This window comes from Novosphingobium sp. KACC 22771, from assembly GCF_028736195.1.
Classification (GTDB): Bacteria; Pseudomonadota; Alphaproteobacteria; order Sphingomonadales; family Sphingomonadaceae; genus Novosphingobium.
In genome coordinates, this window is sequence record NZ_CP117881.1 from 2,798,247 (window position 1) to 2,811,856 (window position 13,610).

Sequence of the window (13,610 nt, forward strand, 5' to 3'; positions counted from 1 at the left end):
GCGATACAGGCCATAGATCGCGCCATGACCGATCTCCGCTCCGCCTCACGCCCCTTGACGCCAGCCGAAAGGGCGCTGGTGGTCGAGATGTTTGGCGCGGCGATAGATCCGGCGCCGGTGCGGGTGATCCGGCGCAAATGGTGGTGGTTTCAACCGCGCAATGTGGTGATGGCCCCGCGCGGCAACCTGCACTTTCACCCCGAAAGCGCCCTGTGGCACCCATGCTTTGCGCAAGGTTCGCTGGCGGCGCAGGGCCTGTTCCTTCACGAAATGGCTCATGTCTGGCAGCATCAGGCAGGGGTAAACCTGCTGCTGCGCCGGATGCCCTTTTGCCGCTATGACTATGCGCTGCGCCCCGGCGCGGCCTTGGGCGATTACAATATCGAGCAGCAGGCCGAAATCGTGCGCCACGCCTTTCTATTGCGCCGCGGCGCGTCCTGGCCCGATGCGCCGCCTCTGGCCGATCTTGAGAGGCTACTGCCCTTCGGCCCAGCCAAATAGCGTATCGCGCAAGGGGTTGACCCCGGCGCATTCCCCCTGTTCATTCGGGCAAAGAGGGGACCACGCTTGGCCGCACATGATAACCAGCTTCAGGCCGCGCTGAAATCGCGCCATGTTTCGATGATCGCGATTGGCGGGATCATCGGCGCGGGGCTGTTCGTCGGCTCGTCCAGTTCGATTGCGCAGGTCGGCCCGGCCGTGGTCATGTCCTATGGGCTGGCGGGGCTGGTCGTGCTGATGGTGATGCGGATGATGGCCGAAATGGCCGCGCTGCGCCCCGGCCTTGGTGCTTTTACCGAGCTGGTGCGCGAAGTGCTGGGGCCGCGCGCAGGGTTCGTCTGCGGCTGGCTCTATTGGTATTTCTGGGTCATCGTCGTGCCGATCGAGGCGATTGCCGGGGCCAAGATCCTGCATCTCTGGATCGACGCGCCGGTCTGGGCCATCGGGGTGGCGCTGTTGGGGGCGCTGACCGGGGTAAACCTGATGTCCACCCGCTCCTATGGCGAGTTTGAATATTGGTTCTCGCTGATGAAGGTGCTGGCCATAGTCAGTTTTATCGCGATTGCGGGGGTGTGGGTGTTCGGCCTCACCTCTCCCAACGGGCCGACATGGGGCAATCTGACATCGCATGGCGGCTTTGCGCCCAAGGGATGGGGTGCGGTTCTGGCGGGCACGGCCAGCGTGATCTTTGCCCTGACCGGCGCGGAAATCGCCACGGTGGCGGCGGCCGAATCGCATGAACCGGCGCGCACCATCGCCCGCATCACCAGCAGCGTGGCCGCGCGGATCATCCTGTTTTACGTGCTGTCGCTGCTGCTGATCGTGGCTGTCATGCCCTGGACAACCATCGTGCCGGGCACCTCGCCCTTTGCCATTGCTCTTGGCCATATGGCGATCCCGCATGCCGAATTTGTGATGAACCTTGTGGTGCTGGTGGCGGTCCTCTCCTGCCTCAATTCGGGCATGTATGTGACCAGCCGGGTGCTGTTCGTGCTGGCCGACAAGGGCGATGCGCCAGGATGGTTGGTCGCGGTCAACCGACGCAAGGTGCCCGCCCGCGCGATCCTGATCGCCAGCCTGTTCGGCTATCTGGCGCTGGCCGCCTCGGTCATCTCGCCGGAGCTGGTGTTTTCCTTTCTGGTCAATGCCTCGGGCGCGCTGATGCTGTTCATCTATTTCACCGTGGGCGTGGCCCAGATCGTCCAGCGCCGCCGGATCGAAGCGAAGGGGCGGGAAACCCTGCCCATCCGCATGTGGCTGTTTCCATGGCTCTCCTATGCCACGCTGGGCGCGATCCTGAGCATTCTGGTGGCGATGATGTTTGCGCCCGCGCGGCGAGTGGAACTGATCAGCAGCCTTGTCACGCTGGGCGTGGCGGCCGGGGCGGCTTGGTGGAGACGGCGGCGCGCCTGAACGATCGCTATTGCGGCGTGATCCGCCGTCGGCGATGGGCCGCATAGGCGGCCCAGCCGGTGGAGGTTAAGGCAACAAACGCCACCCCAAGCCCCGGCGCAATCTGTGCGATCCCGAAGGCGGCCAGCGCAATGGCAAAGGCAACCGCCACATAGACCGATACCGGAAACATAGGCTTCTCTCCCACTGCAAGATCCAAAGGCTAATTCAGAACCGCGAATTTGTCCACGCGGCGCTAGACCATCAGCGGCAGTTTGCGCATCCTCTGGCCACTGGCCGCGAAAACCGCATTGGCCAGCGCGGGCGCCACCACCGCGCAGGGCGGCTCGCCCATACCGCCCGGATCGGCCTGACTGGCGATAATATGGGTGGCGATGCGAGGCGCCTCATTCATGCGCAGGATGCGGAAATCGTGGTAATTTGATTGCTGCGCCGCGCCGTCCTTCATCGTGATCTCGCCATAAAGTGCGGCGGAAAGGCCAAAGATCACCCCGCTTTCCACCTGCGCCTCGATGCCCAGAGGATTGATCGCCAACCCACAATCCACCGCAATCGTCACGCGCACCACGCTGATATGGCCATCGGCCACCTTGGCCTCGACCACGGCGGCAATATGCGTGCCCCATAGTTTGAGCACGGCCATCCCCATGCCCTGTCCCGGCGGCAGGGCGCGGCCCCAGCCCGCCTCCTTCGCCACGCGGGACAAAACCGCCCGGCTGCGCGCATCCTCCATCAGCGCCAGCCGATAGGCCAGCGGATCAGCCCCCGCGCCATGGGCCAGCTCGTCGATACAGCTTTCCACCACAAAGCAGGAGCGCAGGCCCCCCACCCCGCGCCACCAGCTTGTCGGCACCGCGCTTTCCACCTGTTGAAACGTGACGTGATGGGCCGCCACGGCATAGGGCATCTCGACCGCGCCCTCGATGGCATCGGCGTCCACGCCCTTGAACCCATCACCCATCAGCCGCGCCATGATCGAGGAACCGGCGATGCGATGCTCCCACGCCAACGGCCTGCCTTTATCGTCGATCACCGCGCTGATCCGGTCGGCATAGGCGGGGCGGAACATGTCGTGCTGCACATCCTCCTCGCGGCTCCATACCAGCTTGACCGGATAGGGCACCGCCCGTCCCAGCTCGACCGCGCGCAGCACCATGTCGGTTTCCAGCCGCCGCCCGAAACCGCCGCCCATCTGGAAGTTATGAAACGTCACCTTATCCTCGCCCAGCCCCAGCGCCTTGGCAGCATCGGCGCGGGCCTGTGCGGGAACCTGCGAACCCGACCAGATTTCGCAGGCGCCATCCCTCACATGGATGGTGCAGGCCAAAGGCTCCATCGCCGCATGGGCCAGAAAGGGCTGATGATAGGTGGCGGAAAATTCGCGGCCCCTTGCGGCATTCATATCGCCCTGCGCCTTGGCCGAATGGCCGGGGCGGGCAAGCGCCGCGTCCAGATCAGCCATAATCGCGCCCTGATCGGCCGGTTTCGGCCCCGGCGCCCATTGCACATTGGCCGCCACATAGCCTTGCAGCGCGGCCCAGTAATGATCGGCAACGACAAAGACCACATCGCGCCCTTTGACCACCTTAACCACGCCGGGGGTGGCCAGCGCCGCCGCCTCATCCAGTCCGGCCAGCGTGCCGCCATAGATCGGGCATTGCGCCAGCGTGGCCACCTTCATGCCCGGCAGCCGAAAATCGATGCCGAACTGCATCGCCCCGGTGATCTTGGGCCGCGCATCCATACGCCGGGTGGGTCGCCCGATCAGGCGCAGGTTCTGCCGCAAGGGCGCCTCTTTCGGCAGGACCGCCGCTCCGATCAGATCGCCCATGGCGATGCGCCTTTTGCCCGAAACCACCATGCCATCGACCAGATCACATTGTACCGGTGCCGCGCCCAACTGCCGCGCTCCCGCCTCGATCAAGGCCACACGCGCCCGCGCGGCGGCCTGACGCATCGGCTTGTACACTTCGCGGATTGAGGTCGAGCCGCCCGTCTCCTGCGTGATGGGGGCAAAACGGGGCGCATCGCCATCGGGAATGTTCACCCGCACCTTGTTCAGGGCCACGCCCAATTCCTCGGCCACCAGCATGGAGAGCGAGGTAATCACCCCCTGCCCCATCTCGGTCTTGGGCAAGGCCAGTTCGACGCCCGTCGCGGTGATGGAAATATAGGCATTGGCCGCCAAGGCCCCGCCGCCCGCCGTCCCGCGCGCCACCGGCACCACCAGCGCCGCACCAACCGCCGCCGCGCCCTGCATCACGCCCCGGCGCGAAAATCCGCTCTGGCTCATTTCGCGCCTCCCGCCGCCATTTTCACCGCCTTGCGGATGCGCGGATAGGTGCCGCAGCGGCACAGATTGCCGCTCATCCCTTCGTCAATCGCCGCATCGTCGGGTTTCGGGTTGGCCTTCAGCAAGGCGCAGGCCGCGATCAACTGGCCGGGCTGGCAATAGCCGCATTGCACCACATCGGCCTCCTCCCACGCCTGTTGCAGCGCCGCGCCATGGGGGGCATCGCCCAGCCCCTCGATCGTGACCACTTCGCGCCCCACCACCGCGCGCAGCGGCGTCTGACAGCTAAAGAACCGCTGCCCTCCGATCAGCACGCCGCAGGCCCCGCAAAGCCCCACGCCGCAGCCGAATTTCGTGCCCGTCATGCCCACCATATCGCGCAGCACCCACAGCAAGGGCACATCAGCGGCGGCATTGTCGATACTGTGCTTTTGCCCATTCACGCTCAGGATGATCGGCATGATAAGTCCCCCTTGCCGGAAATGCTAACCCATCGCGCATAGGCGCGGAAATACGCAAAGCTGGCGCGGGTTTGGCCCTTTGCGGCGGCGCGGCATTCTGCAATGATCGGGCGATGGACCATGACAGGAGACATTTGCGACCATGCGCCTGACCAAGACCGGGCTTGCCACGATGGCGGCGCTTTGGGCCTTTTCCGTTCCTGCTTTTGCCGCTGATCTTGAAACGCAGATCCGCGCCGTTCTGAACAAACCGGCCATCGAGGGCACGCGATGGGGCCTGCGGGTGGAGGACAAGGAGGGCCATGTCATAGCCTCCATCGCGTCCGATGAGAGGTTTCAGCCCGCGTCCAACACCAAGGTCTTTGTCACCACCGCCGTATTTGACGCGATGACGCGCGCGCCCTTTCCCAACGCGGGCAATGGCGTGCGGATCGAGAGCGATCATGGCCGCCAGAACATCGTGCTGATCGGGCGCGGCGATGCGATGATGAAGGACAGGCCCGATTGTGAAAAGGACTGCCTTGCCGCTCTGGCCGATGCGGTGGCCGCGAGCGGGGTAAAGCGCGTGGGCGATGTCATCGGCGATGACAGCTTTATGCCTTTCGAACGCTGGATCATCTCCGACCGCATCCGCCCCGGCACGCGCACACAGATTTCGGCGCTGACGATCAATGACAATGAGCTGACCGTGCTGGCCAATCCGGGCGATGCGGTGGGGGCGCCGGGGCGGGCCGCGCTGGAAATCGCCGCGCCCGACATGGAAATCGTCAACCAGATCACCACAGGTACCGCCGATTCCCGCGCCGAAGTGATGGTCGAAATGATCCCCGGCACGCGGCAAATCCGCCTGTTCGGCTCGCTGCCCCTTGGCGGCCGTGAGCAGAGGCTGGATTTCGACATCGACGATCCGGCGGACTATGCCGCGATCCGTCTGGCGCAATTGCTGCGCGAGCGGGGCGTGAAAGTGACAGGCCATCCCCGCGCCCGCCATGCGCCGATGGGGCCGGTGGACATGATCCCTGGGCCTGTTACGCCCACGACGCCCGCGCAGGATCTTTCCACCCTCACCCCGCCCGATCTGATCGAGGATCTGACCATCACCTCGAAGGTCAGCCAGAACCTGCACGCGCATCTGTTCCTGAAGAAACTGGCCTTGACGCAGGGACTGCCGGCCACCACGCCCGCCGGGCGGATGGTGCTGAACCAGACGATTGCGCGGGCCGGGCTGGCCGATTGGACGCATGATTTCTATGATGGTTCGGGCCTCTCACCCGACAATCGCATCACGCCGCGCGCGATGGTGCAATATCTCCATTGGGTCGATGCCCAGCCCTGGGCGGCGGACTGGCGCAAGACCTTGCCCATCGGCGGGGTGGACGGCACGCTGGGGCGCCGGATGAAGAATCCCGTGCTGCAAGGCAAGGTCTTTGCCAAGACCGGCACGCTGCTGGCGGCCAATGCGCTGGCGGGCTATCTGATCGCGGCCAGCGGGCGCGAACTGACCTTTGCCATTTATGCCAATGACCGTCCCTCGGGCGCGCCCTCGGTGCTGCCCACGATGGACGAGGCGCTGGCGCTCATCGCGGCGGCCAACTAAAGCGCCACCATGAGCATTCATCAGCCGCAACGGCACCTTCACAGCCTGCATGCGATGCTGCTGGCGCTGGGCATGATCATGTCCACCGACGCGTTGAAAACCGCGCCCACGATTGTCGCCTCGATCGGCCATTGGCATTTTCTGGGCCTGTGGATGGCCGGGGCGGCGATCTCGATTGTGGGCGGCCTGTCCTATGTCGAAATGGCCGCCGCCTTTCCCGATGCCGGGGGCGAATACAGCTTCATCCGCCGCGCATGGGGCGAGAGGGTGGGCACGCTTTACGCATGGTCGCGCTTTGCCATCATGCATACCGGATGGGTGGCGCTGATGGCGCATCTGGCGGCGGATTATATCGGCGCGCCGCTGGGGCTTGGCGCGGGCGGGCGGCTGGTGCTCTCGGTGGGGCTGGTCGCGGCGATGACAGGGCTCAATCTGGCCCATGTGCGGCTGGGTTTCCTGACGCAGGCCCTGCTGGTGCTCGCCGTGGCGCTGGGTTTCATCAGCGTCATTCTGGCCGGGATCGTGGTGCCCGCCGCCCCCGTCATGCCCGAAGCGCCGCGTCCGCATATGGGCGGGATCGCCGTGGCGCTCATCTACATCTTCCTTGCCTATGGCGGATGGAGCGATGCAGCCACGCTCTCGGCCGAGGTGCGGTCCGGGCGGCGGGGCATGTTCATCGCGGTGATCGGCTCGATCGGGCTGCTGGGCGTCGTCTATGTCGCGCTCAATTGGGCGTTGATGCGCGGCCTTGGCGAAGGGGCGCTGGCCCATTCGGTCGCGCCTGCGGCCGATCTGGCGCGCATGGCCTTTGGCTGGCCGGGACAGGCGCTGGTGGTGACGGTGGTGGGCATATCGGCGGTGGCCAGCATCAATTCGACCATCATCGTTTGCGCGCGCACCACCTATGCCGCCGCGCGCGATCATCCCGGCCTTGGCGCTCTGGCCCATTGGCACCCCACGCGCGGCGCGCCCACCCGCGCGGCGCTGGCGGTGGGCGGCGTGTCGCTGGTGCTGACGCTGCTCTCGGCGCTGACGGGCAGCGGATTTAACGCGATGGTCGATTATATGACGCCGGTCTATTGGCTGTTTATCGGTATGGGCATGGCGGCGGCCATCCGGCTGCGGATCATGCATCCCGACCTGCCGCGCCCGGTCAAAACGCCCCTGTTTCCGCTGTTTCCCGCCGTTTTTATCGCTCTGGCGGCCTATATGCTCTATGCTTCCTTTTTACAGCTCGGGCTGGGCGCGGTGTTTGGCGCAGGGGTGCTGGCGCTGGGCGCAGGGCTGGATTTCCTGTTGCGCCGCCGCGCGCGGGCATACGCAAAATAGCGCGTCTGATCAGTCTTGGCGGCGTCATTCCCGCGTGCCACAAGGCTGCGTCTTTCCATCAGGAGTTGATCGCAATGAAACGCCTTTTGACCGCTGCCGCCCTCCTTGCCGCCATTCCCGCCGCGGCGCAGGCGCAGGATGTCACCCGCATTCCGGGCGGCGCCACCTCGCCCATTCTGGCGGGCGTGTTTGTTCCGGCCAAGGCGGATATGCTGATCCTGTCGGGTCAGGTTCCCTCGCCGGCGGTTCAGGGCGGCGCGCCCGACGCCATCGCCACCTATGGCGACACCAAGACCCAGGCGATCAGCACGTTCAAGAAGATCGAGGCCCTGCTGAAATCGCAGGGATATGAAATGTCCGACGTTATCAAGCTGACGGTCTTCCTCGTCGGCGATCCGGCCAATGGCGGCAAGCTGGACTTCAAGGGCTTCAACGAAGCCTACAGCCAGTTCTTCGGCACCGCCACCCAGCCCAACAAGTCGGCCCGTTCGGTGGTTCAGGTGGCCGCGCTGGCCGGTCCCGCCTTCCTGGTGGAAATCGAGGCGACCGCCGCCAAGACGCCCAAGAAGTAATCAGGACAAAAGGGCGGCGGGATAGCCTGCCGCCCTGTTCCTTGCCCCTTATTCCTTGGGCGCCGTGGGATCGATAATCTCCGGCCGCGGCACGGCAAACAGGCCCGCATGGCCCGCCTTGCCCCCCAGATCCTCGCTGGATGTCAGGCTGATCAGCCAAGGCGAGAGCAGCAGGCCAAGCGCGAGCGGCGAGAGCCACCACCCCAGACTGGCACTGTAGAAAAATGTTGCGGCAAACAGCGCTCCCAGCAACATATGGTCGCGCAAGGACCCGAAAAGGCTGCGCACCGGCAACCGCCGCGCCTCGCGCGCCTGCGTGTTCCAGCCCGATGGCACGCCCATCAGCAGCGCGCCCAGCGCCTTGGTTTGCGTCACCATCGTGACGGGGGCGAGCAGGATGGAAAGCACCACCTCGACCGCCACAGAGCGCGCAATGCCCCCCGCCCCGCCAAAGCTGCGCGCCCGCGCCGGATCGGCCAGCATCCAGAGCGCGCCCATCACCTTTGGCCCGAACAGCAGCACCAGCGTCAGCCACAAGACGTTGAGCGGCATGCCCCCCGCCGCCTGCCATTGCCCCGCCGCGCCCATGCGCAGGATCGAGGTGATGACCAGCAGCAGCCAGCCCGGCGAGGTGAGATAGGCCGAAGCCCCCAGCAAGAGATGCAGCCGATGCGTCAGGCTGAGACCCGAGGCCCCCAGCAATTGGAGATGTTGCAGATTGCCCTGCATCCAGCGCCGGTCGCGGATGGCGAAATCGACGATGCTGGGCGGGAATTCCTCATAACTGCCGCCGATCATGATCATGTGGACCGCCCATCCGCGTCGGCGCATCAGGGCAGACTCAAACATGTCATGGCTCTGGATCGGCCCGCCAAAGGGCGGCTTTCCCGGCAATTGCGGCAAGCCGCAGCTCTCGGCAAAGGCGCGGGTACGCACAATCGCATTATGGCCCCAGAAATTGGCCTCCGACCCCGACCACCACAGCAGCCCCGCCGAAGCGATTGGCCCATAGGCCTCGCTGGCGAACTGCATCCAGCGTTGGAACAGGGTGCGCGCATTGGTGATCATCGGCACGGTTTGCAGCAGCCCCACCGAGGGGCGTTCCTCCATGATCGCCGCCATGCCGACAATGGCGTGACCGCTCATCAGACTGTCGGCGTCCAGCACCAGCATATTCTCATAGGCGCCGCCAAAACGACGGACCCATTCGGCAATATTGCCGGGCTTGCGCTCGGTATTCTCGGCGCGGCGGCGATAGAACAGGCGGATCGGCAGGCGCGCGGCCAGACGCGCCCATGCCGCCTCCTCCAACGCGCCATGATCGGGGCGCGAATCGCTCAGCACGAAAAAGTCGATCCACGGACCGCCGCCCGAGGCCGCAATCGAATGGCCCATCGCCTCGACGCGGGCAAAGACCTCATCGACGCTTTCATTATAGACCGGCATCAACACCGCCGTGCGGTGGCGCAGAGCCTTGGCGGGGCTGGGAATTTCGGTGAAGCCGGGATGTTCGCCGCTGATCAGCTGCACAAAGCCGATTGTCGAGGTGACAAAGCCAAAGGCCACCCAACTGAACAAAGGCATAAAGCAGATCAGCAGCGCCACCTCAAACCAGTCCAGCCCATCGAGCGAGAATTGCACCCGCAGTTCGCTCGACGCCGCCAGACTGAGCACCGCCGTCAGCAGCACAAGGAGCAACCGCTTCATCCCCATCCCATGCGGGCGGGTCAGCACCTCGATCCGCGCAGGCGGATTGCCGAACAGATCCTGCACCGGCATGGCCAGCGGGGCCTCGGGCGGCAATTGAGGCAGATCGGAGGCGCTGTTCACGGCCGCACCGTCTTGATCACGGTTTCGCTGAGCGCCCCGCCGCTGCGGCGCAGAAACAGGCGAAACTCGTTCTGTTTCAAACCTTCCACCCGCACGTCCATCACCACGCGCCACAGGCCGCTTTGCCCCTCCACCGGAAAGACACTGGCCATCAACAGCGCCGCGCCCAGATCGGTGACGGCCTCAACCTTGCTGTCGCGCGCCAGGCCCTTGAGCGCGGGTCCGGCAAAATCGAAGACATAGCGCGCCGCCCCGGCAATCGGATCGCCGCCCGGCACGCCGCCCGGCCCCATGAAATAGTTGACGCAGACGGCATTGCCATCGCCCGCCATATCGCCCTGACCCCAGCGCAGCCGATAGGCGAAATCGCGGCGGTCCCCGGCGCGCGCGGGCCGGTCGGAAATCCACATCGCCGCCATATTATCAACATTTTCCGAGATGGTGTTCATCTCATACAGCATCACCGCCCCCGGCCCCCAATCGCCCTGCGGCGATACCCAGAGCGAGGGACGGCGGTTGTAAAAATTGAGATCGTCCTGATAATGGTCAAAGGCAGCGTCGCGCTGGATCATGCCAAAACCCTTCACCCCGTCGGCGCGCAGCATATGGACGCGCGGCCCCGGCGGATTGTCCAGCGGACGCCAGATCCGCTCGCCCGCCCCGGTATGGATGGCCAGCCCGTCGCTGTCATGCACCTCGGGCCGCCAGTCGCCATGGTTGGGCCGGGCAGATTGGTCGAAATCAAACATGCTGGTGATCGGCGCGATGCCCAACCGCGCAATGTCGCGCCGGATGAACAGCGCCGCGCGCACCCCATGCTCCACCCCCGCGCCCGTGCGCGTGATGTCAAACGCATAGGCGCCCGTCAGCGAAGGCCCATCGACCATCGCATGGATCAGAAGATGATCCTCGCCCTTTTGCTCGATCCAGAAATCGGTGAAGGCGGGAAATTCCTCCGGCCCCGGCATGGCAGTGCCCACCGCAATGGCGCGGGCCGAAAGCCCATATTGCCCGCTGGGCCCCACCGCGCGGAAATAGGACGCGCCAAGGCTGGCCAGCCAATCGCCCCCGCCATGGGCCTCCATCACGCGGAAACCGGCAACGTCGGCCGATTGCCCGCCGCCAAACAGGCCATGGGTGTCGATGATCGTGCGCGCCATGCCGTTTTCCACGACATGGATGTTCACACGGTCGGGCGCGGTGTCGCGCCGGGCGGGAAACAGGCGCAACCGGCCCGCCACCATTTCGGCGGGGTCATAGCTCAGCCGCACATGGGTGTCGAAATCAGGCACGGCATGGTCGGCCAATTGGCGGGTATAGGGGCGGCGGGCACGCATCTGCGCCTGCGCCACCAGATCATCCCATGAAAAGCGCCGCGCAGGGCCGAAACGGCCCGCTATGGCCGCCTCGCCCAGAGCGCCTCCGGCCAAAGCCAGCATCAGGGCGCCAAATCCGCTTTTCGCAACAGTCCTACGGTTCAATCGTGAAGTCATCATGGTCCTTTGTGGTCGCGCCGCCAGCCGATGATGACCTGATCGCCCGGCTGCAATGCGCTCGACAAGACTTCGCTGCGATGGCCGTCATTGGCCCCCAGCGCCACGGCAACGAAGCGCGGTGCGCCATCGCTGCCTGCCACATAAACGCCGCTCTGGCGGCTGCGTTCCTCGCCATGCAGGCTGAAAGTCAATGCGGCATTGGGCACGAGCAGCACATTCTCGCGCTCGGCCAGATCGATCTGGGCCAAAGCCTCAAGACCGGGCAGCAGGGACGTGCCCGCCTTTTCGGCCCCACCATTTTCCGGCGGCGCCAGCGCAAACACCGCCTCGCGCCCGCCGTGGGGCAGGCGATCTATCCGCACCAAGGCGGCCTTGCGCTCGGCATCGCTATTGCCGTCCACCAGCACCCGCGCCTTGGCCTGCGACGCCATGCGCCCGGCGTCGCTTTCGGTGATCGGCACCGATATGCTCAGCTTTTCCGGATTGGCCGCGATGGTGCACAGCGGTTGCCCGGCATGGACCCATTGCCCCGGCGCCACCGAACAGCCCACCAGATAGCCCGCAAACGGCGCCCGCGCGATGGCATTGGCCATGGACGCGCGGTCCAGGTCCAGCTTGCGCTCGCCCTCGGCAATGGCGTTTTTCGCGCGCGACAGGTCGATCTGGGCGCGTGCCACATCGGCCCTTGCGCCCTCCATCTCGTTGAGCGAAGGCACCCGCCCGCCCGATTTGCGCCACACGCCCTCATAGCGATCGAGCCGCACCTGATGCTCGCGCAGGGTGATCTGGGCGCGCTGCTGGGCCTCTCTGGCGGCCTCGATCGCGGCCTGATTGCTCTCAAGGCTGCGGACCAGCGCCTGCGTGTCGAGCACCACCAGTTCCTGCCCCGCCGCCACCCGCATCCCGCCGGGCGAGGCAAGGCTGACCACCACCCCGTCCTGCGCGGCGGCAATCGTCACCTCGCCCTCGCCATGCAGGGTGCCGCGCAGCGAGAGCGTGGGCGTCAGATCGCCGCGCTCAACCGGGGCGGTGAAATAGGGCGAATCCGTCCCCACCAGAAAGCGCGTGAACAGCCAGAGCGCCGCAGCGCCTGCCATCACCACCAGCAGCAGCACGAGCAGCCCGCGCCGCCGCCGCGGCATCTGCGCGCCCAACAGGCTGTCGGTCGGCGAAAGTTCAGCCACAAGGCACCTCCTCGGCCATCGCCTTTTCGCTCCATTGGCGGACCGTGGCCAGCGCGGCTGTGTAATTGGCCATGATCTGCGCCTCACGCGCGGCCAGAACATTGGCCTCGGCCACATAGAGCGTGGCAAAACCGGCCGTGCCGCCGCGATAGGCGATGCGCGCATTGGCCGCCGCGGCCTCGGCCTGGGCCAGCAGGGGATTTTGCGGCGCGGGATTGCCGATGGGCATGGCCGAGGTCTTGTCCAGTCTGGCGCGCAGGGCCGCCCCATCCTGTCCGGTCAGCGCCGCCAGATCGGCAAGCGCACGCTCAAACCCGGCGCGGGCGGTCTCCTCATCCTGGCCATTCAGGCCCACCATCACCCCCGCCATATCCTCGTCCAGCGCGGGCACCAGACCGGCCTCGCGGCGGAAACGGGCGATTTCGGCATTGTCGGCCCATGGCGCCAGCATGGCATGGCGCGCGGCCAGACGATCCCCCCACGAACGCAGCCGCAGATAGGCCCGCGCCACGGCCTCGGCCTTTTGCAGGCGTGCGGCGGCGCGCTCCTGCTCCTGCGCATGGCGCTTTTGCGCGCTTTGATGATGCAGAACGGCGCGGATACCGCCCCGGATGCCCGACTGAGGCGCGGCGCAAACGGGCGGCATCGCGCCCAACGCCTGGGCCACCATTTCATCGAGCAGCGCATCGCCCGATTGATGCCACCATGCCCCTTGGGGCGAGGCCTCGGCGGGAGGCTGCGGCGCAAGCCCCGCCTGCGGCGTACAGGCCGCGCAGGCGAGGAGCAGCGCCGGAACCAGCCCTTGGAAGCGGGTCCGTTCGTGAAGAAACATGAACTTGTGCACAAATCCGGCATAGCAGAAGCAGGCAGGCACCATAGCGAAAGACCGCTCCGTCCATCGCGCATAAGCAACGCTTTGGCGGCCAGCCTGTGC

The 13,610-nt window shown here is 65.8% G+C and carries 12 protein-coding genes; 5 read left to right on the forward strand and 7 right to left on the reverse strand.

The genetic code is table 11. From position 1 onward, the window contains the following. Nucleotides 1-24 precede the first annotated feature (24 nt). Nucleotides 25-501, forward strand: coding sequence for a vgr related protein (locus PQ467_RS12975; protein WP_274173801.1), 477 nt, complete (start codon nt 25-27; stop codon nt 499-501). Nucleotides 502-567: 66 nt separating this feature from the next. Then, complete coding sequence (locus PQ467_RS12980) at nt 568-1,914, forward strand: amino acid permease (RefSeq protein WP_274173802.1); 1,347 nt, start codon at nt 568-570, stop codon at nt 1,912-1,914. Between the two features lie 7 nt (nt 1,915-1,921). On the opposite strand, the gene PQ467_RS12985 is transcribed toward PQ467_RS12980, so the two are convergent. The 3 genes from PQ467_RS12985 to PQ467_RS12995 all read right to left on the reverse strand — a co-directional run bounded on the left by PQ467_RS12985 (nt 1,922) and on the right by PQ467_RS12995 (nt 4,668). Next, complete coding sequence (locus tag PQ467_RS12985; RefSeq protein ID WP_274173803.1) at nt 1,922-2,086, reverse strand: hypothetical protein; 165 nt, start codon at nt 2,084-2,086, stop codon at nt 1,922-1,924. Between the two features lie 63 nt (nt 2,087-2,149). Further along, nucleotides 2,150-4,207 (reverse strand): xanthine dehydrogenase family protein molybdopterin-binding subunit, encoded by a 2,058-nt coding sequence (locus PQ467_RS12990; RefSeq protein ID WP_274173804.1) that lies wholly within the window; start codon nt 4,205-4,207, stop codon nt 2,150-2,152. Further along, nucleotides 4,204-4,668, reverse strand: a complete 465-nt coding sequence (locus PQ467_RS12995; protein ID WP_274173805.1) for a (2Fe-2S)-binding protein — start codon at nt 4,666-4,668, stop codon at nt 4,204-4,206. Before PQ467_RS12995 ends, PQ467_RS12990 begins: the two co-directional genes overlap by 4 nt. A gap of 142 nt (nt 4,669-4,810) precedes the next feature. Between PQ467_RS12995 and dacB the strand changes: the two genes are divergently transcribed. From dacB to PQ467_RS13010, 3 genes are all read left to right on the forward strand, one after another. Then, complete coding sequence (dacB, locus tag PQ467_RS13000) at nt 4,811-6,265, forward strand: D-alanyl-D-alanine carboxypeptidase/D-alanyl-D-alanine endopeptidase (protein ID WP_274173806.1); 1,455 nt, start codon at nt 4,811-4,813, stop codon at nt 6,263-6,265. A gap of 9 nt (nt 6,266-6,274) precedes the next feature. After that, nucleotides 6,275-7,594 (forward strand): APC family permease, encoded by a 1,320-nt coding sequence (locus PQ467_RS13005; protein ID WP_274173807.1) that lies wholly within the window; start codon nt 6,275-6,277, stop codon nt 7,592-7,594. 74 nt (nt 7,595-7,668) lie between these two features. Then, entirely contained in the window at nt 7,669-8,166 is a 498-nt protein-coding gene (locus PQ467_RS13010) for a RidA family protein (RefSeq protein WP_274173808.1), read from the forward strand. Between the two features lie 48 nt (nt 8,167-8,214). On the opposite strand, the gene mdoH is transcribed toward PQ467_RS13010, so the two are convergent. Genes mdoH through PQ467_RS13030 form a run of 4 tightly spaced genes read right to left on the reverse strand, consistent with a single transcriptional unit; the run spans nt 8,215 to nt 13,508 of the window. Further along, nucleotides 8,215-9,996, reverse strand: a complete 1,782-nt coding sequence (gene mdoH / locus PQ467_RS13015) for a glucans biosynthesis glucosyltransferase MdoH (protein ID WP_274173809.1) — start codon at nt 9,994-9,996, stop codon at nt 8,215-8,217. Further along, nucleotides 9,993-11,435, reverse strand: coding sequence for a glucan biosynthesis protein (locus tag PQ467_RS13020; protein ID WP_274173810.1), 1,443 nt, complete (start codon nt 11,433-11,435; stop codon nt 9,993-9,995). The genes mdoH and PQ467_RS13020 overlap by 4 nt, the downstream gene beginning before the upstream one ends. 53 nt (nt 11,436-11,488) lie before the next feature. Next, nucleotides 11,489-12,676, reverse strand: a complete 1,188-nt coding sequence (locus PQ467_RS13025; RefSeq protein WP_274173811.1) for an efflux RND transporter periplasmic adaptor subunit — start codon at nt 12,674-12,676, stop codon at nt 11,489-11,491. After that, a complete protein-coding gene (locus tag PQ467_RS13030; protein WP_274173812.1) occupies nt 12,669-13,508 on the reverse strand; it encodes a hypothetical protein in 840 nt (279 codons plus the stop codon). Before PQ467_RS13030 ends, PQ467_RS13025 begins: the two co-directional genes overlap by 8 nt. Nucleotides 13,509-13,610 lie beyond the last annotated feature (102 nt).